General features: G+C 71.0%; 24 protein-coding genes. 18 read left to right on the top strand and 6 right to left on the bottom strand.

All coding sequences use genetic code 11. The features are described 5' to 3' along the window. Positions 1–98: 98 nt before the first annotated feature. The gene (locus ACFSE6_RS03915) at positions 99–1,589 is read left to right on the top strand and encodes a hypothetical protein (protein ID WP_388002410.1); all 1,491 of its coding nucleotides are present in this window, start codon (positions 99–101) and stop codon (positions 1,587–1,589) included. Here ACFSE6_RS03915 and ACFSE6_RS03910 read toward each other — a convergent pair. Next, on the bottom strand, positions 1,571–2,809 hold the full coding sequence (locus tag ACFSE6_RS03910; protein ID WP_388002409.1) for a hypothetical protein: 1,239 nt from the start codon (positions 2,807–2,809) through the stop codon (positions 1,571–1,573). The genes ACFSE6_RS03915 and ACFSE6_RS03910 overlap by 19 nt on opposite strands. 113 nt (positions 2,810–2,922) lie before the next feature. On the opposite strand from ACFSE6_RS03910, the gene ACFSE6_RS03905 reads away from it, so the two are divergent. Then, positions 2,923–3,945, top strand: a complete 1,023-nt coding sequence (locus ACFSE6_RS03905) for a threonine aldolase family protein (RefSeq protein ID WP_388002408.1) — start codon at positions 2,923–2,925, stop codon at positions 3,943–3,945. 4 nt (positions 3,946–3,949) lie between these two features. Here the strand turns inward: ACFSE6_RS03905 and ACFSE6_RS03900 are convergent, their stop codons facing one another. Together ACFSE6_RS03900 and ACFSE6_RS03895 are read right to left on the bottom strand one after the other, a co-directional pair. After that, positions 3,950–5,404 carry a sugar porter family MFS transporter gene (locus tag ACFSE6_RS03900; RefSeq protein ID WP_388002407.1) on the bottom strand — a complete coding sequence of 485 codons (1,455 nt, stop codon included), beginning with the start codon at positions 5,402–5,404 and terminating at the stop codon, positions 3,950–3,952. A gap of 36 nt (positions 5,405–5,440) precedes the next feature. Further along, entirely contained in the window at positions 5,441–6,436 is a 996-nt protein-coding gene (locus tag ACFSE6_RS03895; protein ID WP_388002406.1) for an aldo/keto reductase, read from the bottom strand. Positions 6,437–6,773: 337 nt separating this feature from the next. Between ACFSE6_RS03895 and ACFSE6_RS03890 the strand changes: the two genes are divergently transcribed. From ACFSE6_RS03890 to ACFSE6_RS03870, 5 genes are all read left to right on the top strand, one after another. Next, positions 6,774–7,055: an HU family DNA-binding protein gene (locus ACFSE6_RS03890; protein WP_388002405.1), complete on the top strand. Its 282-nt coding sequence runs from the start codon at positions 6,774–6,776 to the stop codon at positions 7,053–7,055. A gap of 177 nt (positions 7,056–7,232) precedes the next feature. Then, on the top strand, positions 7,233–8,018 hold the full coding sequence (gene nagB / locus ACFSE6_RS03885; protein WP_388002404.1) for a glucosamine-6-phosphate deaminase: 786 nt from the start codon (positions 7,233–7,235) through the stop codon (positions 8,016–8,018). Positions 8,019–8,089: 71 nt separating this feature from the next. Beyond that, positions 8,090–8,440, top strand: coding sequence for a DUF3039 domain-containing protein (locus tag ACFSE6_RS03880; protein ID WP_388002403.1), 351 nt, complete (start codon positions 8,090–8,092; stop codon positions 8,438–8,440). Further along, on the top strand, positions 8,437–10,260 hold the full coding sequence (locus tag ACFSE6_RS03875; RefSeq protein ID WP_465254116.1) for a DEAD/DEAH box helicase: 1,824 nt from the start codon (positions 8,437–8,439) through the stop codon (positions 10,258–10,260). The genes ACFSE6_RS03880 and ACFSE6_RS03875 overlap by 4 nt, the downstream gene beginning before the upstream one ends. A gap of 122 nt (positions 10,261–10,382) precedes the next feature. Beyond that, positions 10,383–10,538: a hypothetical protein gene (locus tag ACFSE6_RS03870; protein WP_388002401.1), complete on the top strand. Its 156-nt coding sequence runs from the start codon at positions 10,383–10,385 to the stop codon at positions 10,536–10,538. 25 nt (positions 10,539–10,563) lie between these two features. On the opposite strand, the gene ACFSE6_RS03865 is transcribed toward ACFSE6_RS03870, so the two are convergent. Continuing rightward, positions 10,564–11,943: a nicotinate phosphoribosyltransferase gene (locus tag ACFSE6_RS03865; RefSeq protein ID WP_388002400.1), complete on the bottom strand. Its 1,380-nt coding sequence runs from the start codon at positions 11,941–11,943 to the stop codon at positions 10,564–10,566. A gap of 63 nt (positions 11,944–12,006) precedes the next feature. Between ACFSE6_RS03865 and clpS the strand changes: the two genes are divergently transcribed. From clpS to rdgB, 10 genes are all read left to right on the top strand, one after another. Then, positions 12,007–12,309: an ATP-dependent Clp protease adapter ClpS gene (clpS, locus tag ACFSE6_RS03860; protein WP_388003994.1), complete on the top strand. Its 303-nt coding sequence runs from the start codon at positions 12,007–12,009 to the stop codon at positions 12,307–12,309. Further along, positions 12,309–12,926, top strand: a complete 618-nt coding sequence (locus ACFSE6_RS03855) for a DUF2017 family protein (RefSeq protein WP_388002399.1) — start codon at positions 12,309–12,311, stop codon at positions 12,924–12,926. Before clpS ends, ACFSE6_RS03855 begins: the two co-directional genes overlap by 1 nt. Before the next feature lie 117 nt (positions 12,927–13,043). Beyond that, positions 13,044–13,874, top strand: coding sequence for a glutamate racemase (gene murI, locus ACFSE6_RS03850; protein WP_388002398.1), 831 nt, complete (start codon positions 13,044–13,046; stop codon positions 13,872–13,874). Continuing rightward, entirely contained in the window at positions 13,871–14,671 is an 801-nt protein-coding gene (locus ACFSE6_RS03845; protein WP_388002397.1) for an MBL fold metallo-hydrolase, read from the top strand. The genes murI and ACFSE6_RS03845 overlap by 4 nt, the downstream gene beginning before the upstream one ends. Before the next feature lie 70 nt (positions 14,672–14,741). After that, on the top strand, positions 14,742–17,441 hold the full coding sequence (locus tag ACFSE6_RS03840; protein WP_388002396.1) for a phosphoenolpyruvate carboxylase: 2,700 nt from the start codon (positions 14,742–14,744) through the stop codon (positions 17,439–17,441). 227 nt (positions 17,442–17,668) lie between these two features. Then, positions 17,669–18,580 (top strand): DUF559 domain-containing protein, encoded by a 912-nt coding sequence (locus tag ACFSE6_RS03835; RefSeq protein WP_388002395.1) that lies wholly within the window; start codon positions 17,669–17,671, stop codon positions 18,578–18,580. A 160-nt stretch (positions 18,581–18,740) separates the two neighbouring features. Beyond that, complete coding sequence (locus ACFSE6_RS03830; protein WP_388002394.1) at positions 18,741–19,076, top strand: ArsR/SmtB family transcription factor; 336 nt, start codon at positions 18,741–18,743, stop codon at positions 19,074–19,076. Further along, a complete protein-coding gene (locus ACFSE6_RS03825) occupies positions 19,069–19,572 on the top strand; it encodes an SRPBCC domain-containing protein (RefSeq protein WP_388002393.1) in 504 nt (167 codons plus the stop codon). The genes ACFSE6_RS03830 and ACFSE6_RS03825 overlap by 8 nt, the downstream gene beginning before the upstream one ends. Before the next feature lie 127 nt (positions 19,573–19,699). After that, positions 19,700–20,473, top strand: a complete 774-nt coding sequence (gene rph / locus ACFSE6_RS03820; protein WP_388002392.1) for a ribonuclease PH — start codon at positions 19,700–19,702, stop codon at positions 20,471–20,473. Beyond that, a complete protein-coding gene (gene rdgB, locus ACFSE6_RS03815; protein ID WP_388002391.1) occupies positions 20,470–21,117 on the top strand; it encodes an RdgB/HAM1 family non-canonical purine NTP pyrophosphatase in 648 nt (215 codons plus the stop codon). Before rph ends, rdgB begins: the two co-directional genes overlap by 4 nt. Here the strand turns inward: rdgB and ACFSE6_RS03810 are convergent. Continuing rightward, positions 21,098–21,487, bottom strand: coding sequence for a DUF3054 domain-containing protein (locus ACFSE6_RS03810; protein ID WP_388002390.1), 390 nt, complete (start codon positions 21,485–21,487; stop codon positions 21,098–21,100). The genes rdgB and ACFSE6_RS03810 overlap by 20 nt on opposite strands. Next, positions 21,487–22,023, bottom strand: coding sequence for an NUDIX hydrolase family protein (locus ACFSE6_RS03805; protein ID WP_465254115.1), 537 nt, complete (start codon positions 22,021–22,023; stop codon positions 21,487–21,489). The genes ACFSE6_RS03810 and ACFSE6_RS03805 overlap by 1 nt, the downstream gene beginning before the upstream one ends. A 312-nt stretch (positions 22,024–22,335) precedes the next feature. Here ACFSE6_RS03805 and ACFSE6_RS03800 point away from each other — a divergent pair, with 312 nt between their 5' ends. Then, positions 22,336–22,875 carry an excalibur calcium-binding domain-containing protein gene (locus ACFSE6_RS03800; RefSeq protein WP_388002389.1) on the top strand — a complete coding sequence of 180 codons (540 nt, stop codon included), beginning with the start codon at positions 22,336–22,338 and terminating at the stop codon, positions 22,873–22,875. Positions 22,876–22,878: the final 3 nt, after the last annotated feature.

Genomic DNA, 22,878 nt, shown 5'->3' with positions numbered 1-22,878 from the left:
CTCGGTCCTGCTATGGGTTCACTCACGGACCCTGGCCCGCGAGTACCCCGGCGCGTAATCTCACCACGAACGCCCCGACCTGCGTCCTGGGAGATCCCGTGCTCCGTCTGCTCACCTCGCCCCTGCTCGCGGTGGCGTCGGCGATCGTGGCGCTCGGGTCGCTCGTCTTCACGTACGTGACCAACCCGTTCAGCCGGTACACCATCGTCGATCGCACCTACCGTGCGCGGTTCACCGGAGAGGCACTGCGTACCATCGACCGCAACGACCGGCTCGTGGTGCGGCAGGGCCCGGCCTGGAAGTCCCTCGCGGTCTACGCGACCGGGCTGAACATCCTCTCCACCCGGTACGTCTCCTCCCCGCGGTCGCAGGCCACCACGGTCGACGGGATCATCGAGGACATCCACGACCTGCGCTTCGACCCCCAGCGGCTGCTGCTCATCTCCGGGGATCACTTCAGTGCCCTGTTCGTGCGCAACCTCGGCGTCTTCTACTACCCGATGCTCGACCGTGCCATCCCCGGCAGCGAGCAGGACTGGCGCGACCGTCAGACGGTGTATCTGCAGACGCTCGGGTACGCGCTCGGCGTCTTCGACCGCACGGACGATCTCAGCACGACGATCGTCGCCACCGGGCGGCGGGCCGCGACGTGCGTGAACTTCTACCACTACCCGTCGGACACCCTGTACGGGATGCTCTATTCACTCGCCTCGCTCCGCGGGCTGGAGCCGGGGCGGCCGGCCGAGTACGGCGCGGACGTCCACGAGCTCGGCACCACGGAGGCGGCGGCGGCGCTGGTCGAGCGGTACGGCTACTCGCTGGCGCGCCACTACCGCACCTACCGCAGGCGGCTGCTGGACGAGCACGCCATGCGGGTGCGCACCGACCTGCGCGTCTCCGGCGCCAAGGACATCACCGAACGCCGGTCCGCCTTCTTCGACAACGTCGTGCTGTGGAAGACCTCCGAGCTCGCCATGAAGCTCGGCATCGTCGACGACGACCCGGCCTTCCTGCGCAGTCTGAAGGACTCGGTCCTGGAGATCTTCTGGCTGGACGAGGCGGGACACTTCCTCGAGGACCTCTCGCCCGAGGCGGTCGCCGGCCGGTACTACTCCTCAGACTGGCTCATCGCCCTGGCCAGCGGGTTCCTCGACCCGGCCGATCCGGGTGAGCGGCACTACTTCACCCGCTCGGTGGAGTACATCCGGCGCCACGGCATCGCCGACCCGCTGCCGGTGAAGTATCAGGTCGAGCAGCGTGCGCACCGTCAGGTCCCGGTGGTCCGGCTCGCCGTCGCCTCCTACGGCGGTGACGCCATCTGGAGCTTCTGGGGCATGGAGTACATCAAGACGCTCGTGCTGCTGCACCGAGCGACGGGGGAGGGCCACTACCTCGACGAGGCCGGCCGCCACCTGGCCGCCTACGAGGACGCCATGCTGGCCAACGGCGGGTTCCCCGAGGTCTACGACGCCGACGGCGAGATGCTCACCACGCCCTTCTACCGAAGCATCCGCCAGACCGGGTGGGTCATCGGGTTCGAGCAGGCCCGCGAGATGTACCGCGCGGAGGTTCATAGCTCGAGTTCGTAGTGGAACTCCGGTTCGTAGCTGTTCGGCAGGTAGATCGACCCGGACGACTCCGGGACGTGCAGCGTCATCGAATAGCTGCCGGTGCCGTTCAGCGGCAGCTGGTCCGGGTCCCTCTCGCCGAGCGCCAGGTCCTCGTCGTCGCAGCGGCGATCCGCCTCGAGCCCGAACGTCTCGCGACCGTCCTCGTCGATGAACCCCCATTCGTTCGGCAGCATGACCGACGCGATGGCGCGCGGTACCTCGTCCTGGGTCCGGGTGGCCGAGTAGCGCACGTGCACCAGATGGCCCTCCGCCGGCGGCTCGGCGTCCGGGCACGTCGGGTCGACCGTGACTTCCTCGATGGTGACGTCGCCGAACGTGACGTCCCCGGGTGCGTCAGGCCGCATCGACAGCTCGAACGGTTGCCCGACCTCGATCGGAACGGCGCCGTGGACGGTTCGCCCGTCGGGGGGCTGGGCGCCGTCGGGTAGTTCGGGCAGCTCGGGATCGCCGTCGGGCTCCGCTCGGTCTGCGACGGCGGGGTCGGTGACGTCCCAGCCGTAGTACCAGCTGTGCGGACTGAGTTCGAACGCGCTGCTGATCCGAAGCACCAGCCGGCCCGGTTCATCGGGCACCCAGAGGGCGATCCGGCCCGCGGCGGACCGTCCCGGCCTGAGTTCGGCGGCGGCCCGCTCGTCCGGCTCGAGGCAGCCCATCTCGAGCTGGTCGAGCTCGTTGCCCGCCAGGTCCTCGATCTCGAGAAGGTCCTGCTCGTAGGCCGGTGCGTCGGCCGGGACGTAGAAGAGTTGTCGCAGCCACACCGGCACGCCGTTCCACGCGGTGGCGCCGAAGTCGACCGCGTGCGCCGTGTAGTCGAGGGCGAGGAGCCGATGCCCGTCGGGTGAGAGATCCGTTTCGCAGCCGGTGACCTCGTCCCAGCCCAGCAGGGTCATCGAGCCGGCACGCGTCGGCGTCTGCGCGGACGGATCGGGATTGTCGACGGTGCTGTACAGCTCGAACCATTCCCCGAGCGCGAGGTGCTGCAACGCCCCCGGGTCGGTCGGCTCATCCGGTGCCGGGCCGGTGCTGGGTTCCTCGCTCGGTGCAGTCGTGGGCGCGAGGCCGGTGGGTTCCGGTCCAGACCCTGGCTCGGAGGTGCACGCCGCCAGACCCGCGGCCGTCACGACACACGCCAGCACGGCCGCGGGACGTCGGATCGTCCGCGACGCGGTGATCGCCATGATCCCCCCAGGTATCGCGGCTGCGCTGTCTCGTTCTGCGCCGATCCAACCATGCCGGCCCCCGCGATGTGGCGGCTTCGGCGCGCGCGAGGTGATCGGCGGACAATGGGGTGATGACTCGTGGCTTCCTCTCCGACAACGCTTCCGGCGTCCATCCCCGCGTGCTGGCCGCACTGAGTGCTGCCAACGAGGGGCACACCTCCGCTTACGGCGACGACCCTTGGACGGCCGAACTCGGCGAACGGGTGCGGGACCTCTTCGGCGACGACGCCGCCGTGTTCCCGGTCTTCAACGGCACCGGCGCGAACGTCGTCGCCCTGCAGTCCCTGATCCGCCGGTGGGAGGCCGTGGTGACGACGACTGTCTCCCACGTGGCGAACGACGAGTCGACCGCCCCCGAGATGGTCGGCGGCATGCGGCTGACCACGGTGCCGCACACGCAGGGAAAGCTGACGCCCGGGGCGCTCGCCGGGCCCTTCGACGCCGACGACGGCACCGTGCATCACGCGCGGCCGGCCGCGGTCTCCCTCGCCCAGGTCACCGAGACGGGAACCGTGTATCGGCCCGAGGAACTGGCCGCGGTCATCGCCGCCGCCCGCGGTCGCGGCGCTCGCGTTCACCTCGACGGCGCCCGGCTTGCCAACGCCGCGGTCGCGCTCGGCACCGACCTGGCCGGTTCCGCCGGCGGCGCCGATGTCGTCTCCTTCGGTGGGACGAAGAACGGCCTGCTCCTCGGCGAGGCGGTGATCACCCGCGGTCCGGATCTGGCCGAACCCGTCGACCGGTTGCGGAAGGCCTCGACCCAGCTGGCCTCCAAGATGCGCTTCCTGTCCGCGCAGCTGCTCGCCCTGCTCAGCGACGATCTGTGGCGAGAGAACGCGGCCCGCGCGAACGATGCGGCGCGGGTGCTGGCGGAGCGGCTGGCGGCGCTCGGCGTGACGCCCCGCTATCCGGTCGAGGCGAACCTCGTCTTCATCCCGGTCCGGCCTGAGCGGCGTGCGGAGGTCGTCGCCGCCGCTCCGGTCCTTCCGTGGGACACCTCGACCGTGCGGGCCGTCGCCTCGTTCGACACGACCGAGGAGGACGTCGACGCCCTCGTCACGGCGCTGGTTCCGTACCTCGAGCTCGGCGCCTGAAGGATCAGCCCGCCGCCGAGGCGCCCGCCCGCCGGCGCGCTTGGGGCGCGTCCGACATGTCCTCCAGCTCCATGTCCTTGGTCTCCGGGACCCGGAAGTAGACGAAGAAGAAGGAGATGAGCGCGAACGTGGCGTAGAAGCCGTACGCGAACGGCAGACCGATCTCGGAGAAGGTCGGGAACGTCGTCGAGATGAAGAAGTTGGACAGCCACTGCGCGGCGGCCGCGACGCCGAGGGCGCCGGCCCGGATCCGGTTCGGGAACATCTCACCGAGCAGGACCCACACCAGTGGCCCCCAGCTCGCACCGAAGGAGACGACGAAGATGTTGGCGCAGATCAGCGCGATCATCGACCACGGTTCACCGAGCTGAGCCTCCTGGGTCCCGTCCGGCAGCCGCTCCAGGGTCGCGAAGCTGAACGAGAACGCCATCACGCCCAGGGAGAGGGTCATGCCGACCGATCCGACGAGCAGCATGAGGCGTCGGCCGACCTTGTCCACGAGGAGGATGGCCACGATCGTGACGACGATGTTCGTCACGGACGTGATCACCGAGATGGTCAGTGCGTCGGACTCCTCGAACCCGACCGAACGCCACAGCGTCGTCGAGTAGTAGAAGATGACGTTGATCCCGACGAACTGCTGGAACACTGACAGCAGGATCCCCACCCACACGATGGGCTTGAGCCCCAGCCGAGACCCGCGCAGGTCGCCGAGCGACTCGCGCTTCTCGACGTCGAGGGTCTTGCGGATCTCCTCGATCTTGAGGTTGACGTTGACGACCCCGGTGAAGTCGTGCAGGACCTGCGAGGCCTTGTCGAGGCGGTCCCGGGCGACGAGGAACCGCGGCGACTCCGGCAGACGCAGCGCGAACAGGCCGTAGACCGCGGCGGGGACCGCCTCGGCCATGAACATCCAGCGCCAGGCCTCGCGGCCGAACCACAGCTGCTCCGCGGCGCCACCGGCGGCGTTCGCGAGCACGGTGTCGGACAGCAGCGCAGTGAAGATGCCGGTGACGATCGCGAGCTGCTGCAGCGAGCCGAGCCGGCCGCGGACCCGGGCGGGGGAGACCTCGGCGATGTACGCCGGGGCGATGACCGATGCGGCGCCGACGCCGAGCCCGCCGAGCACCCGCCAGCCGATCAGGTCGACCACGCCGATCGCCAGCCCCGATCCGATCGCGGAGATCAGGAAGAGCCCAGCGGCGACGAGCATCGTCGGGACGCGGCCGAGCTTGTTGGCCACCGGGCCGGCGAACCAGGCGCCCGCGGCGCAGCCGAGCAACGCTGAGGAGACGGCGAAGCCCTGGAGCTGGGTCCCGAGCTCGAAGTCGGCCGACAGGGCGTCGACGGCCCCGTTGATCACGGCGGTGTCGAAGCCGAACAGAAAGCCGCCGAGCGCAGCGGCGACGCAGATGCCGACGACGCGGGCGTTCAGCCGGCTCGGTGGTGCCTCAGTCATGTTCCCTGCCTTTCCGGACGGCGCGGCCCCGGAAACCTACCAGCGGTCGTGCACCTGCGCGCGGAGCCGGTTCTCGTACAACTCCTCCACGGCCGCCAGCAGCTCCGGGGAGAGCGGCTCGAGGGCCGCGGCAGCGGCATTCGCCCGCGCCTGCTCCACGTTCCGGGCGCCGGGAATGACGCTGGTCACGCCAGCCTGCTGGATCACCCAGCGCAGCGCGACCTGGGCCGGACTCGCCTCCGCCGGTCCCAGGTCGGCGACGAGGGCGGAGAACTCCTGGGCCGCCTCGACGCCGGTGGAGAAGTCGACGCCCGCGAAGGTCTCACCCACGTCGAACGCCTCGCCGTTCCGGTTGAACGTCCGGTGGTCCGTCGGCGCGAAGGTCGTGTCTTTCGTGTACCTCCCGGACAGCAGCCCGGAGGCCAGCGGCACACGCGCGATGATTCCGACGTCGGCATCGGCGGCACGTGGCAGCACCTGCTCGAGCGGCTTGCGACGGAAGGCGTTGAGGATGATCTGAATGCTCGCCGGCGCCAGTGCGTCGATCGAGGCGAGCGCCTGGTCGCAGGTCTCGACGCTGACGCCGTACGCGGCGATGCGGTCCTCGGCCACGAGCGTCTCGAGAGCGTCGCGGATCTCGGTCGAGGTGAGGACCTCGGTGGGCGGGCAGTGCAGCTGGACGAGGTCGAGCCGCTCGACGCCGAGATTGCGGCGGGAGCGGTCGGTCCAGTCCCGGAACGCCTGCAGGTGGTAGTTCCCCGGAACCTGGTCCGCCCGGCGACCCATCTTCGTGCCCACGTAGACCTCGGTGCCCGGGTTCTCGGCGAGGAAGCGCCCGATGAGCTGCTCGCTCCGGCCGTCGCCGTAGACGTCCGCGGTGTCGAGGAAGGTCACGCCGGCATCCACGGAGGCGGCCAGGACGTCGAGAGCCTGGGTCTCGCCGACGTCGCCCCAGTCCGTCCCGAGCTGCCACGTCCCCAGTCCCACCACCGAGACGTCGCGTCCGGTGCTACCCAGCGTCCGCTGTTCCATGCCGTGTGTCCTTCCTCTGCCGGCTCCCGGCGGCGTGATCGCCGCGGGTTCCGCCTGTCTCCAGGGTCGGCCCGGCCCACCGGACCGGTCGCGGCCCATCCTGCCGCTCCGGTGCCGTCGGTCGCGAACCGGAGGGATGACAGGCGAGAGGCAGGTGTGACAGGGGAGACAGGGGAGGTCCGCGAGTTGTGCCTGAGCCGAGCTCGACGGACCAAAATCGCGCGGACACGCGGAAAAACTCGGCGCGTGATGCGACATCCGGGCCGTGGTGTGCGTAATGTCGGCGCATGCGGCACCAGGAAAGGTGTCCGCCGACCCGAACGATGAGAGGGATTTCATGTCCGTCAACCGCACCGAGCTCGTCGCAGCCGTCGCCGAGCGCTCCTCGCTCACCAAGACCCAGGCCGACGCCGCACTCTCCGCCCTGCAGGACGTCCTCGTGGACTCCCTGGGCAAGGGGGAGGCCGTCAAGGTCACCGGTCTGCTGAGCGTGGAGCGGGTGGAGCGCGCCGCCCGCACCGGCCGCAACCCCCGTACGGGCGAGGAGATCCAGATCCCCGCCGGCTACGGCGTCAAGATCTCCGCCGGCTCGGCCCTGAAGAAGGCCGTCTCCTCGTGACGACGCCCTGACGCGCGTCGAGCGCACCGCAGCGGGCAGGACCACGGAGGTCCTGCCCGCTTCGTGTGTGACGGGTGCCGCACGCCGCCGGCCGCCGGGTAGGTTGGTCCGGACCCGATCACCGACGGCGCACCGGCGCCGGCGGTGGCGACCGGCAGCGACGGAGGAAGGTGAGCGGTGGAGGTCGTCATCCAGGCACGCGGTGAGCAGATTGCCGCCCTGGTCGCCGACGCGATCGAACGGCTCCTGGCCGACAAGCCCGACGCGGTGCTCGGGCTGGCCACCGGCTCCAGCCCGCTGCAGGTCTATGACGAGCTCGTGCGCCGGCACGAGGACGGCCGCATCTCGTTCGCGCGCGCCCGCGCCTTCCTCCTCGACGAGTACGTCGGCCTACCGTCCGACCATCCAGAGCGCTACGGCACCGTCATCGCCCGTGCCTTCACCTCACGCGTCGACTTCCCCGAGGGCGCCGTCCACGGACCCGACGGCACGGCGGAGGACATCCCCGCCGCCTGCGCCGCCTACGAGGACGCCATCGCCGCCGCGGGCGGGATCGACCTGCAGCTCCTCGGCATCGGCAGCGACGGGCACATCGCTTTCAACGAACCCGGGTCCTCGCTCGCCTCCCGCACCAGGATCAAGACGCTCACCCGGCAGACCCGCGCGGACAACGCCCGCTTCTTCGGCGGCGACGTCGACGCCGTCCCCCGGCACTGCCTGACCCAGGGGCTGGGCACCATCATGTCGGCGCGACACCTCGTCCTGCTCGCCACCGGCAATGCCAAGGCGGAGGCGATCCACCAGCTCGTCGAGGGCCCGGTGAGCGCGATGTGGCCCGCGACGGTGATGCAGCACCATCCGCACGCGACCGTCCTGCTGGACGAGGCCGCCGCGTCCCGGCTGCAGCTGTCCGGCTACTACCAGGAGGTCTTCGCGGGCAAGCCGGACTGGCAGGGACTGTGACACGCGTACCGGCCACGCGCGTGCATGGTGTGCCCCTCCAGGTGTCTACGGCGGCGTTTAGACTGGCACCCATGAGCTCGACGACCCCGCCCAGTTCCGAGCCGGCCGGCCCCTCGACCGCCGGCAGCACCGGCGTCCTCGAGCGCGAGGAGCAGCGCGAGCAGGCCTCGCCGGGCGACGACGAGCGCTATGCGCACTACGTCCGCAAGGACAAGATCACCGCGTCCGCGGTCTCCGGCCAGCCCGTCGTCGCCCTGTGCGGCAAGGTCTGGACCCCCGGGCGCGACCCGAAGAAGTACCCGGTCTGCCCAACCTGCAAGGCGATCTACGAGGAGATGCAGGGCGGTGGCGACGAGGCCGGCTCCGGCAAGGGGCGCGGCTGGCCGTTCGGCCGCCGGGGCGGCTCGGGAAGCGGGGAGTGACCGGGGCGGGTCAGCGCCGTCCCACCCCGAGCGTTCCCGCGGGCGTGTCCACGACCGCCGCGGAGCAGCTGCCGCCCGCCTACCCGGCGCGCGCGGCCTGGGGGACGGCGTCGCGGCTGCGCGCCTGGCAGGCCGAGGCGCTCCAGCGCTACCTCGACGAGCAACCGCGCGACTTCCTCGCCGTCGCAACCCCTGGGGCGGGTAAGACGACCTTCGCCCTGCGCATCGCCACCGAGCTGCTCGCGGCCGGCACCGTCCGCCGCGTCACCGTCGTGTGCCCGACCGAGCACCTCAAGAGCCAGTGGGCCGACGCCGCCGGACGGGTGGGTCTGCACCTCGACCCGCACTTCCGCAACGCGCAGGGCCGGCACGGCCGGGACTTCGACGGCGTCGCCGTGACGTACGCGCAGGTGGCCGCGAACGCGGCGCTGCACCGCGCCCGCACGTCGGCCGAGCCGACGTTGGTGATCCTCGACGAGGTCCACCACGCCGGTGATGCCCTGAGCTGGGGCGACGCGGTCCATGAGGCGTTCGAGCCGGCCCGCCGGCGGCTCTCGCTGACCGGCACGCCGTTCCGGTCGGACACGGCGGCGATCCCCTTCGTCGACTACGTCCCGGACGCGTACGGCATTCGCCGCTCCCGTGCGGACTACTCCTACAACTACGGCGACGCGCTGCGCGACGGCGTCGTTCGGCCGGTCATCTTTCTCAGCTACTCCGGTCAGATGCGCTGGCGGACCAAGGCCGGTGACGAGGTGGCCGCCGACCTGGGCGAGGAGATGACCAAGGACATGGCCGCCCAGGCCTGGCGCACGGCGCTGGAGCCGACCGGGGAGTGGATTCCGGCCGTCCTGCAGGCGGCCGACTCGCGGCTGAGCGAGGTGCGGCGCAGCGTGCCCGACGCCGGCGGCCTGGTCATCGCCACCGACCAGGCCGCGGCACGCGCCTACGCCGCCATCCTCAAGCAGATCACCGGCGAGGACGCCGTCGTCGTCCTGTCCGACGACTCCGGCGCCTCGGCTCGGATCGAGGAGTTCGCCGACGGCGAGCAGCGCTGGCTCGTCGCGGTGCGGATGGTCTCCGAGGGAGTCGACGTCCCGCGGCTGTCCGTGGGCGTCTACGCGACCGCCACGTCCACGCCGCTGTTCTTCGCCCAGGCCGTCGGACGTTTCGTCCGTGCCCGCAAACGCGGCGAGACCGCCTCGATCTTCCTCCCGTCCGTGGCGCACCTGCTGGGGCTGGCCGGTGAGCTGGAGAACGAGCGTGATCACGCGCTGGACCGCGTGCTCACGGACGAGGAGAAGGGGACCGAGTACAACCCCGAGGACGCCCTCGTCGCCGCCGCGAACCGTACCGAGCAGGCATCCGACGGTCTGCTGCCCGGCTTCGAGGCGCTGGAGGCGCAGGCCTCCTTCGACCGCGTCCTCTTCGACGGCGGCGAGTTCGGCACCGGCGCGGCGGTCGGGTCCGTCGAGGAACAGGAGTACCTCGGCCTGCCGGGACTGCTCGAACCGGACCAGGTCGCACAGCTGCTGCGCGCCCGCCAGGCCGAGCAGATCAAGACCCAGAAGCGCCAGGCCAAGGCCGAGAAGACGCGGCGGGAGAACGCCGGCGTCGATGACCACCGGCGCCGCCAGGCCGCCCGCAAGGAGCTCTCCAGCCTCGTCTCGGCGTGGGCTCGCCGGTCCGGTCAGCCGCACGGTGTGGTGCACAACGAGCTCCGGCGCCGCTGCGGCGGGCCCGAGGTCGCCATGGCGGCCACGGAGGAGATCGAGGCGCGCATCGAACTGGTACGCAAGTGGTTCGTCGGCCGCGGCTGACCGGCTGGTGCGCCCCATCGGTTCAAGATGCGGCAACCGCCACGGGGCGCCAGACTCGGCAGAACCGCGAACGTCGCCCGACCCGGGCGGCGCCGCACCCGCCGACCAGGTAGGAGCTGACCGTGAACCTCTGGCTCATCCTCATCATCGTGGCCGTCGTCATGCTCGTGCTCGGGGTCGCCATCGAGGCGGCTCAGGTGCTGCTGTGGATCGGTATCGCGCTGCTCGTGCTCTCGCTGATCATGACCTTCGTCTCGCGAGGGCGCAGTAAGGTCTGAGCGCAGGCAGGGAGGTCTCGGCGCGTCAGATCGTCACGGCGGGATCGTCGTCGTCCGGAAAGACGTCCACGTGCCGCGTCGGGATCGCCGGATCGCCCTCACTGAGCCGCCACGCCGGGTAGGGCAGCTCAGCCCGCGAGGCCAGGTGCCGTTCTTGCGCCCGCTCGAGAGCGCCGTCACCCACGTGCTCGTCGACGATCTGTCCACCGTCGCGGACCAGCTCGACCTGCAGCGGCCGGGCGCCGGCACGGTCCAGCTCCGCCCGGCCCGCAGCCTCGGTCTCGCAGGAGACGACGAGCTCGGTGGCCGCGTGCCCGTCCAGGACCCGCCCGGCCATCTTCAGCCCGCCGACGGACTCCTTCGACGTCGAGGCCTTGGCCACCTCGCGCATCACCCCCCGGGAGTCCTCACGCGCGACGAGCTTGTACACCAGCTCGGCCGTCGGATGGCCCGAGCCGGTCACGAGCTTGGTCCCGACGCCGTAGGAATCGACCGGGGCGGCGTTCAGCGCGGCGATCGCGTACTCGTCCAGGTCCGAGGTCACGGTGATCTTCGTCGACGTGGCGCCGAGAGCGTCGAGCTGCTCGCGCACCGTGAACGCCTGCGCCACGAGGTCGCCGGAGTCCAACCGGACCGCACCGAGCTCGCCACCGGCCTCACGGGCAGCCGCCACCGCCCGCTCGACGCCGCGCTCGACGTCGTAGGTGTCGACCAGCAGTGTGGTCCCCGGCCCCAGCGAGGCGACCTGGGCCGCGAAGGCCGCCTCCTCGTCGTCGTGCACGAGCGTGAAGGAGTGCGCGGCGGTGCCGATGGTGCGGATGCCGTAGGACCGGCCGGCCTCCAGCACGGACGTCCCGGCGAAACCCCCGACGACGGCGGCCCGGGCAGCCGCGACGGCCGAGGCCTCGTGCGTGCGGCGCGCCCCCATCTCCAGGCACGGGCGGCCGTGCGCCGCCGTCGTCATCCGGGAAGCTGCGGCGGCCACGGCACTGTCGTGGTTGAGGATCGACAGCACGAGGGTCTCGAGCACCACGGCCTCGGCGAACGTGCCCTGCACGGTGACGATCGGCGAGCCGGGGAAGAAGCACTCGCCCTCGGCGTAGCCCAGGACGGAGCCCCGGAAGCGGTACTCGCGCAGGAAGTCCAGCGTCTCGTCACCGACCACCTTCGCCTGGGCGAGATAGTCGATCTCCGCCGGCGTGAACCGGAAGCTCTCCAACGCCCGCAGGAGCCGCGCGGTCCCGGCCACCACGCCGTAGCGCCGGCGCGCCGGCATCCGCCGGGTGAAGACCTCGAAGACGCTGCGCCGCGTTGCTGCCCCGGAGCGCAGCGCCGCCTCGATCATCGTCAACTCGTACATGTCCGTCAGCAAGGCGGTGCTGGCAGTGCCGGCCGAGGTGCGCATGGGTTTCACCGTAGCCGCGGCGCACGCGAGCGACGAACGACGGCACGTAACCTGGTCCGCGTGATGCTCACAGCTTCGCTGCCGGTAGAGGCCGAACGTCCGGCGGGCGACCCTGCCGTGGCGGCGGACCGGCCCTGGCGGACGGTGGTCTGGGACGACCCGGTGAACCTCATGAGCTACGTGACCTACGTGTTCCAGGCCTACTTCGGGTACGACGAGCCGACGGCGCACCGCCTGATGATGACGGTCCACACCGAGGGACGCGCCGTGGTCTCCACCGGCCCACGGGAGAAGATGGAGACCGACGTCCAGGCCATGCACTCCTACGGCCTGTGGGCCACCCTCGAGCAGGAGGGGAACGAGTAGTGCACGCCTTCGTCCCCGTCCGCAACGGACTGGCCTCGAAGCTCGAGGAGGTCGAGCGCCGCATCATCGCCCGGCTCGTGGCCGACACCGCCGAGCTGCTCGGCACCCGGATCGACGAGGAGCCCGGCGCGGCACCGGCCGATGAGGACGAGCTGCTCGCCGCGCTCGACTTCGACCCGGCCGACGACGTCGTCACCGCGGCACCGACCGACGCCGCCCTGGCCCGGCTGCTGCCACCGATGAGCCAGGACGAGGATCTCGCCGCCGAACTCCGCACGCTGACCGAGGACTCGGTGCGTGCCGGAAAGGTGGAGCGGCTCGCCACGGTCTGGCGCGAGCTCTCGGCGGCCGGCGAGAGCGTCACTGTCCGGGAGGGCACGGAAGGCCAGTGGCTCTCGGCGCTGACCGACGTCCGCCTGGTCCTCGCCGCCCGGCTCGGCATCGACGACGAGGCCGATGCCGAACGCGTCTATCAGCGTGCCCAGTCCCGGACCGGTGGCCAGCAGTCCGAGGACGACGTCGACGATGCGATGGCCACGATGTACGCCGCGCTGACCTGGTGGCAGGAATCACTCCTCCAGGCGATGACTCGTCGCGGCCGTGGCCGCGGCCGGTGACCGGCTGAGACCGCCCCTGATACCGCCTGAGTCCTCCGCAGCCGCTCGCGGAGGGTGGCAGGAGTCACGCCCGGCAACCATGTCCTGGCGCGCCGGCGCTCAGTACGCTCAAAAATCGTGGACGACGCACCTATCGGCATCTTCGACTCGGGCGTCGGCGGGCTCACTGTCGCACGTGCCGTGATCGACCAGCTGCCCGGGGAGTCGGTCCTCTACCTGGGGGACACGGCGCACACCCCCTACGGCCCCAAGCCCATCGCCCAGGTGCGCGAGCTCGCGATGGAGGTCATGGACCGCCTCGTCCTCTCCGGGGTGAAGATGCTCGTCATCGCCTGCAACTCCGCCTCCTCCGCGGTGCTTCGCGATGCGCGCGAACGGTACGCGATCGACGCCGGGGTCCCGGTGGTCGAGGTCGTCCTGCCGGCCGTGCGACGCGCGGTCGCCGCCACCCGGACCGGCAAGGTCGGCGTCATCGGCACCCGCGCCACCATCGAGTCCGGTGCCTACCCGGACGCCTTCGCCGCGGCCCCGCACCTGGAGCTGACCACCGTGGCCGCGCCCCGTTTCGTCGAGTTCGTCGAACGCGGCATCACCTCCGGGCCGGAGGTCCTCGCCGCGGCCGAGGAATACCTCGCCCCCGTCCGCGAGGCCGGCGTGGACACGCTGGTCCTCGGCTGCACGCACTACCCCCTGCTCACCGGCGTCATCTCCTACGTCATGGGTGAGGACGTCACGCTCGTCTCCTCGGCGGAGGAGACCGCCAAGGACGTCTTCCGCACGCTCGTCCGGCACGATCTGCTGCGCAGCGCGGAGGCCGAACCCCGACCCAACCGGTTCCTGGCGACCGGCGACCCGGAATCCTTCGCCAGACTGGCGCAACGCTTCCTCGGCCCCGAGGTCACCGCCGTCGACCATGTGGACGTCGACTCGTTGGCGAGGCAGCCATGAGGCTGACCGTCATCGGGTGCTCGGGTTCGATGTCCGGCCCGACCTCGCCCGCCTCCTGCTACCTCGTCCAGGCCGACACCGTCGACGCCGCCGGACAAGCACGCACCACGAGCGTCGTCCTCGACCTCGGTCCCGGCGCCATGGGGAAGCTGCTGGGCCACGTCCGTCCGGCCGAGATCGACCTGCTCGCTGTCTCCCACCTGCACGCCGACCATGTCGCCGACCTCGTCGGTATGCAGGTCTACCGCAAGTGGCACCCCGACGGGCCGCTCCCACCACTGTCCGTGCTCGGCCCCACGGGGACGCTCGAGCGGCTGCGGGCCATCGACGGCGGGGACGACGGCGAGTGCTACGAGCGGGAGTTCCGGTTCGCCGAGCACGCGCCCGGCCGTCCCGTCCGCGTCGGCCCGTTGACTGTCGAATCCTTCCCGGTCAACCATCCGGTCGAGGCCTACGGCGTGCGGATCACCGGGCCGAGTTCGCTCCCGGGCGGCCCCGCGGAGGTCACGCTGGCCTACACCGGCGACACCGACTGGTGCGACGGGCTCGTCCCGCTCGCCCATGACGCGGACCTGCTGCTCAGCGAGGCCGCCTTCCAGGAGGGCCGGGAGTCCGTCCGCGGCGTGCATCTGACCGGCAGGCGCGCCGGCGAACTCGCCACGGCGAGCGAGACCCGCCGACTCGTGCTCACCCACATCCAGCCGTGGACCGCCCCGGAGGTCATCCGCGCCGAGGCCGCCGGCGCGTACGGTGGCCCGATCGACGTCGCCGCACCGGACGCCACCTGGACTCTGTAGCCGAGGGCCCCACTGGGCACCATCTGGACGACGGTCCGAGAGCCCCCGGGGCCTCGATAGCCTGGCGCGTATGACCCAGGAGTCCCTCAACAATCCATCGGTCACCCCGTCCGGCGTGCACACCCGCGACGCCGCCACGCACGAGATCCCCGACGCGATGCGGCTCGACGTCCGCCTGCTCGGCGGACTGCTCGGCCAGGTGCTCACCGAATACGGCAGTCCCGGCCTGCTCGAGGACGTCGAGGCCTTGCGCGAACTCGCGATCTCCGCGCTCGAGGACCCGTCCGGCGAGACCTTGGCGCGGGCGGAGGAGCTCGTCGAGCGCTTCTCGCCCGAGCGCGCCGAAGAGGTCGCTCGCGCGTTCACGTGTTACTTCCACCTGACGAACCTCGCCGAGGAACAGCATCGCGTCCGCACCCTTCGGGCGCGTGACGGCGAGGTTCCGCTGACCGAGCAAAAGCCCTCCGACTCCGTCGCGGCAGCGTTCACCCATCTCGCGGCCGAGGTCGGTACGGACGAGGCGGAACGACGCCTCGCCTCCCTCGAGTTCCACCCGGTGCTCACCGCCCACCCCACGGAGGCGCGCCGTAACGCGATCGCCGCGTCGGTGCGCCGTCTGGGCGCGCTGCTCGATGCACGGGACGACCCGCGGCTCGGGCCCGGCGCACTCGAGGAGAACCGCCGGGAGATGCTCGAAGAGGTCGACAACATGTGGCGAACGGCCCAGCTCCGGGTCTCCAACCCTTCGCCCCTGGACGAGGTGCGCACCGCGCTCGCCGTCTTCGACAGCTCCTTCTCGTCCGTCTTCGCCGGCTCCTACCGCCGGCTGGACGACTGGATCCAGGGAGAGCAGCGCGGCGCCCGCCCGCCCAAGGCGCCGGCCTTCATCCGGCTCGGCTCATGGATCGGCGGCGACCGCGACGGCAACCCGAACGTCACCGCCTCGGTCACGCGCCAGGCCGCCGCGCAGGCCTCGGACCGCATCCTGACCACCCTGGAGGAGCAGGCGCGCGCCGTCGGCCTCGCCCTGACCCTCGATGACCGCTACACCGCGCCGAGTGAGGCCCTCACGGCGCTGTGGACCCGTCAGGGACAGCTCTCCGAGGACCTCACCGCGCAGGCTGCGGCTCATTCACCGGGCGAGACGCACCGCATGGTGCTGCTCGCGATCGCCGGACGGATCGGTGCGACCCGGGCCCGTAACGCCGACCTCGCCTACCGCGGCCCCGAAGAACTGCTGGCGGAGCTGCGCGTCGTCCAGGACTCGCTCGCCGCTGCCGGCGCCACCCGGGCGGCCTACGGCGACCTGCAGGACCTCATCTGGCAGGTCGAGACCTTCGGTTTCCACCTCGCCGAGCTCGAGGTCCGTCAGCACTCCAAGGTGCACACCCAGACGCTCGAGTGGCTGGAGAACCCGGACTCGGCGGAGGGGCCGTCGGTGACCGGGGAGGAGGTCATCGAGACATTCCGGGCGATCGCCGCGGTCCAGCACCGGCACGGCGTCGACGCCTGTCGCCGGTACATCGTCTCGTTCACGCAGTCGGCCCAGAACCTCGCGGACGTGTACACCCTCGCCGAGCGGGCGCTCGGCTCGGCCGAGGCCGCACCCGTCCTCGACGTCATCCCGTTGTTCGAGACCTTCGAGGACCTGCAGAACGCCCCCCGCATCCTCGAGGAGATGCTCGAGATCCCGGCCGTCCAGCGCCGGCTCGAGCAGTCGGGTCGCCGCGTCGAGGTGATGCTCGGGTACTCCGACTCGGCCAAGGACGTCGGACCGGTCGCCGCCACGCTGGCCCTGTACGAGGCCCAAGCCCGGATCGCCGAGTGGGCGCAGCGCCACGACATCGTCCTCACCCAGTTCCACGGACGCGGCGGCGCGCTGGGCCGCGGAGGAGGCCCGGCCAACCGGGCGATCCTTGCCCAGCCGCCGCACTCGGTCGACCTGCGGTTCAAGGTCACCGAGCAGGGTGAGGTCATCTCCGCGCGCTACGGCAACCCGGACATCGCGGTGCGGCACATCGAGCAGGTCGCCGCGGCGACGCTCATGGCCTCCGCGCCGTCCACGGAGCGACGCAACGCCGAAGCGGCAGAACGCTACGCCGACCTGGCGAGCCGGATGGATGCCGTCTCCCGAGAACGTTTCTTCGAACTCGTCGGCGCCGACGGCTTCGCCCCGTGGTTCGCCCAGGTCACACCCCAGGAGGAGATCGGCCTGCTCGCCATCGGCTCGCGTCCGGCGCGGCGCGGGCTGTCGGTGGAGTCCCTGGAGGATCTGCGGGCCATCCCGTGGAACTTCGCGTGGAGCCAGGCGCGCATCAACCTCACCGGGTGGTTCGGTCTCGGATCCGCCCTGGAGGCCGTCGGCGACCTCGACCGGCTGCGGGCCGCGTACGCCGAGTGGCCGCTGTTCGCCGCCCTCATCGACAACGTCGAGATGTCCCTGGCGAAGACCGACCGCCGCATCGCGGAGCGCTACCTCGCCCTCGGTGACCGGGAAGACCTCGCCCAGCTCGTGCTCGACGAACTCGACCTCACCACCCGGTGGGTGCTGGCCATCACCGGCCATGAGATCCTCCTCGAGGGCCACCGGGTGCTCGGCCGCGCCGTCCAGCTGCGCAACCCGTACGTCGACGCGCTGTCCTTGCTTCAGCTCCGGGCCCTGCGTGCCCTCCGTGCCGGCGACGACGGCACCGATCCGGATCCGGGTCAGCGCAGCCTGCTCCTGCTGACGCTCAAGGGTGTCGCCGCGGGCCTGCAGAACACCGGGTGACGACCGGAGACGGCCCGGGCTTGCACGGTCAGAGGGAGCTTGTGGTGGCTCCAGACAACATGAAGCTCCCTCTCGGCCAGACCGTCCGGCGGGTGGCCGGGCGGCGACGGGCCAGGGACTCCTGCTCGTTCGGGCGAGGTGACGGCACATCCACAGGCGCCGCATCCCGACGTCGGTCCTGTTGACAGCCGCAGCGGGCGGAGGCCGGTGTGCGCCACCCTGCCCACGTGGATCGCAGGGACCGAGGGCGTGCGCACGAGCAGCTGCGTCGGGTGGCGATCGGCGGGGTGTTCACGCTCGCGATGGCCCGTGCAGCCGGGCTGACCCGCGCTGCTGTGCGCCATCGCATCGCGCGTGGGCGCTGGCGGCACGTGGTCGGACAGGCCTACGTCGACCTGAGCGTCGCTCCGCCGACCCGGCAGACCGATCTCCAGCGGCGCGCCATCGGCGCGTCGCTGTCGTGGCCGGGGTCGATCGTGTGCCTGCGGACCGCGGCGCTGCTCTACGGGATGCCAGTGGCCGACGACGGCGAGACCCACGTCGTCGTATCCGACCGGCGCCGTCCCACTGCGGGCCTGACGCCGCACCGGATGCGGCTCGCACCCGGTGAGGTCAGCGCCAGGCCGAGTTTCCGACTGACCTCTCGTCCGCGGACCGTCGTCGACTGTCTCATGCAACTGCCTCGGCGAGAGGCGGAGAGCCTCATGGCCTGGGTGCTCACCCGTGATGTCGTCGGCCACGACGAGCTCGCCAGGGCCACCGAATCGCGCGCGGGGCACCGCGGTGTCGCCCAGCTCCGCGCGCTGGTCGCGGACACCGCGGACGGGGCCATCGGTGCGCTGGAACGGCGGCTGCACGAACTCCTGGACGAGGCCCGAATCACCGGGTGGTCGGCCAACGAGCCGATCGTCGTCGACGGCGTGATCGTGGCCCGCGCCGATGTGCTGTTCCGTGCCGAGCGCGTCATCGTCGAGGTCGACGGGCGCGCTTACCACACCGACTTCGAGGCTGATCGCGCACGCCTGAACACTCTCGCGCTCGCGGGCTATACGGTTCTGCGCTTCACCTGGACCCAGCTGACGACGCGACCGCAGGAGGTCGTCCGCCAGATCCGTGAGGCGTTGGCCGCCGCGCGCTGACGTCCGTGAGAGGGAGGAGTCGGTGGCTGCCAACAGCCGCTCGCACCCTTTCACCTTCCGCTGGCGCGTGAAAGGGAGAAATCGGTCGCTGCCAACAGCCACTCGTTCCCTCTCGAGTCCACCGTTGACACGTGACCAGAAGGTCACATATTTTCTATGTGTGCCCGACGAGGACCTGGTGTTCAAGGCGCTGGCGGATCCCACCCGCCGGCGGCTCCTCGACGCACTCTTCGAGCGGGACGGCCGCCCGCTCGGCGAGCTGGAGGCGATCGTCAACCAGAGCACCGAGATGTCGCGCTTCGGGGTGGCCAAACACCTCCGGCTCCTGGAGAGCGCCGATCTCGTCATCACCGTCAAGTCCGGCCGGGAACGACTGCATTACCTCAACCCGGTCCCGATCCGTCAGATCCACGACCGGTGGATCGACAAGTACACCGAGCGCCGCGTGCGCGCTCTGACCGACCTGAAAGAGATTGCGGAGGACGACCATGACTGAGACGACGGCCCCGGCCACCACCACGACCCAAGTGCACGGGATCTATATCGACGCCCCGGCGGAGAAGGTGTGGGAGGCGCTGACCAGCTCCGAGTACACCAACCGCTACGGCTACGGCGGCGACCTCGAGTTCGAGCCGCGGGTGGGCGGTATCTACCGGCACCTGACCACGGAGGCGATGAGGCAGATGGGGATGGGCGACGTCGCCGTCGAGGCGACTGTCGTCGAGATCGAACCGCCGCACCGCCTGGTGCTGGACTGGCGCGCGGTGTGGCACGACGAGCCCGCCTCGCGGCTCACCTACGAGATCGCTCAGGGGCCCTCCGGCCTGACCCGGGTGACCCTGACGCACGAGCTGCCGGAATCGCCGGGCACCGCCAAGGACGTCGCCGGCAACGGGGACGTCGAGAACGGTGGCGGGGGCTGGCCGTGGGAGCTCGCCAGCCTCAAGACGCTGCTGGAAACCGGCAGGACCATGACCACCGCCGGAGCCTGAGACCCGGACAACTCACGGTCCTGAGGGTGCTGCATCGGGGCGGTCGCCACGGCGGCCGCCCCGCTGCAGGCGCCGGCCGGGGGCCATGCGTCCCGGCGTGTCCCCACTGCCAGGTAGCCTCGAAACCATGACCTCACCTTCCTCCGTGACCCAGCTGCGTGCCGACGGCCGTCGTCCCGACGAACTGCGCGAGGTGCGCATCAGCCGGGGCTGGCTGGACGCGGCCGAAGGCAGCGTGCTCGTCGAGTTCGGCCGGACTCGCGTGCTGTGTGCGGCCTCGTTCACCGAGGGTGTCCCACGCTGGCGGCAGGGCTCCGGCGAAGGCTGGGTGACGGCCGAGTACGCGATGCTGCCGCGCTCGACGTCGACCCGCAGCCAGCGCGAGTCCGTCAAAGGCAAGATCGGCGGGCGCACCCATGAGATCTCCCGTCTCATCGGCCGATCGCTGCGCGCGGTCATCGACGTGGCCGCCCTCGGTGAGAACACGATCGTCCTGGACTGCGACGTCCTCCAGGCCGACGGCGGAACCCGCACCGCCGCCATCACGGGCGCCTATGTCGCCCTCGCCGACGCGGTGACCTGGGGGGTCGAGCAGGGCCACGTCCGTCCCTCCCGCAACAAGCCCGTGCTGACCGACTCGGTGGCCGCCGTCTCGGTCGGCATCGTCGACGGGCGCCCGGTCCTCGACCTGCCCTACGTCGAGGACGTCGCGGCCGAGACCGACATGAACGTCGTGACCACCGGTGCGGGGAACTTCGTCGAGGTGCAAGGCACTGCCGAGGGAGCCCCGTTCGACCGGGGCGAGCTGGACACGCTGCTCGACCTCGCCGTCGCCGGCACCGCACAGTTGCGGGACCTGCAAGCCGAGGCACTGGCCCGCCCTCTGGAGTCTCGCCGGTGATCGCTGACGATCGAAGTGGCACGCCGGCCCGGCTGGTGCTTGCGACGCACAACCGTCACAAGATCGAGGAACTGCGTGCGATTCTCGCGCCGTTGCTGCCTGATCTGCCCGGCGAGGCGGTCGTCGGGGCCGCGGACGTGGGCGCCCCGGAGCCGGTCGAGGACGGCGTGACCTTCGCCGAGAACGCCCTCATCAAGGCGCGCTCGCTCGTCGACGCCACCGGCCTGCCCGCCGTCGCGGACGACTCGGGCCTCTGCGTCGACGTCCTCGGCGGCGCGCCAGGGGTCTTCTCGGCCCGATGGTGCGGCCGGCACGGTGACGACCAGGCGAACCTCGACCTGCTGCTCGCTCAGCTCGCCGATGTCCCCGAGCCTCACCGGGGCGCGCACTTCGCCTGCGCTGCGGCGCTCGTGACGCCGACCGGTGCCGAGATCGTCGAGCACGGCTCCATGCCCGGCACGCTGCTCACCGAGCCGCGCGGTGACGGCGGGTTCGGGTACGACCCGATCCTGCGGCCGGAGGGGGAGTCCCGTTCCTCGGCCGAGCTGTCCGCGGAGGAGAAGCACGCCATCAGCCACCGGGGGAAAGCCTTTCGCGCCCTCGCGCCACACGTCGCGGAGGCGCTCACCGCCGGCGGCGGTTGAGCCGTGGCACGGCGCGCCACCCGATGAGCAGAACGGCGAGCACCACGGCGGTCACCACAGGGAACGCTCCCGAGACTCCGCCGCCGGTCAGGCCACGCAGCACGAGTCCGGCGATCGTCGTCGAGATCCACACGACCACGCCGGTCGGCCAAATCAGCAGCGGCATCGAGCGCACGGCCGGGACCGCCCACGCGAGCGCGAGACCGACCGCGAAGGGCCAGAGCACCGCGAGGAACTGTGTCGGCGCCGTGCCGTGCATGACCATGCCGAGCACGGTGAAGACGACGACGGCAGCGAGGTCGACAAGGAACCACCGCACCGGTCGCGGCGCGGTCGGCGGAACCTCCGGGGTGGCCGTCTCGCCCGCCATCAGAACACCTTGCCCAGGTGCGCGAGCGCCTGCTTGAGCAGGATGGCGTGGCCGTCGCCGAGGTCGCCGAGAATCTCCGGTGTCACCGCCTCCGCGGGGGTGAGCCAGGTGAGTTCGAGGGTGTCGTTGCTCGGCTGGCAGTCGCCGGCCACCGGCACCACGTAGGCGAGGGACACGGCGTGCTGGCGCGGGTCGTGGAACGGGCTGCCCGGCGTCGGGAAGTATTCGCCGACCGAGTACGGCACGAGGGAACTGGGCAGCTGGGGCAGCGCCATCGGACCCAGATCCTTCTCCAGGTGCCGCTCGAGCGCCTCGCGGATCGTCTCGTGGTAGAGGACCCGGCCCGAGACCATGGCCCGGGAGATCCGGCCCTCGGCCGTGGCCCGAAGCAGCAGCCCGACGGCTTCGACCTCGCCGCGCTCGCCGATCCTGGCCGGGAGTGCGTCGATGTACAGCATGGGCACCTTGCGGCGCACCAGGTCGAGGTCCTCCGGGGAGAGCCACGGCCCCATGTCGCCGCTCGCGATGTCACTCACTCCACGTTTCTATCGCGCACGAGACCATGATGCGAGAAGGCTGGCCGAAGCGCGGTGAAGAGCTTCCGCGCGATTGAAACTTTGCTGCAACCATTTTTCGGGCAACCGCCGAGGACCGCGCGATAGGTTGCGGTCACACGCGGGCCACTGGGGGCACCGCCACATGCTTTCAGGAGTGAGATGTCCACCAATAGGGAGCCGCACACTCACGGTCGACCACGCGCCGCCGAGGTCGGCGAGTCCGACACGCGAGTATTCGCCGAATCAACCGAAACAGGAGTAGCAGGTCGTCGGCGACGGCGACTATTGACAGTGTTTGCCGTCATCTTGGCGTTCTTCGTTGGCATCGTCATCGGCGTAGCACCAGGCGATGACCCGACCGTGAGCGAACCGTACTTGGCACTCGAGTCGGAACTTGAAGAGGTAAGCACGTCGGTGGATCGACTCACTGAGGAGCGTGATGCTGCCAAGGACGAGGCGGCGGCCGCGGAGGCTGAACTCCGTCAGGCCGAGTCCGCCCGAGCTGAGCTCGCGGAGCAACGGAGCGCCATCGAAGAACGCGAGGATGCTGTCGCCGCACAGGAAACCGAGCTCGACGAGCGGCAACAGCGACTGGACGACCGGGCGGACGACATCGAGGCGCGTCAAGCTGCGGTGGAGGCCAGGGAAGCGGAGGCCGACCGGGCTGAGGAGGAAGCGTCGTCGCCGCAGCAGTCATCGCCGCCACCTAGCCGTGGGCCGTACGCAAATTGCACCGAGGCGCGAGCTGCGGGCGCCGCTCCCGTCTACCGCGGGGAAGCTGGCTACGGCAGCCACCTGGACCGCGACAACGACGGCGTCGGCTGTGAGTAAGCG

It is taken from the genome of Georgenia deserti, from assembly GCF_042680605.1.
In the GTDB taxonomy this organism is placed as follows: domain Bacteria; phylum Actinomycetota; class Actinomycetes; order Actinomycetales; family Actinomycetaceae; genus Allobogoriella; species Allobogoriella deserti.
This window is presented reverse-complemented; position numbering and strand designations above follow the sequence as displayed.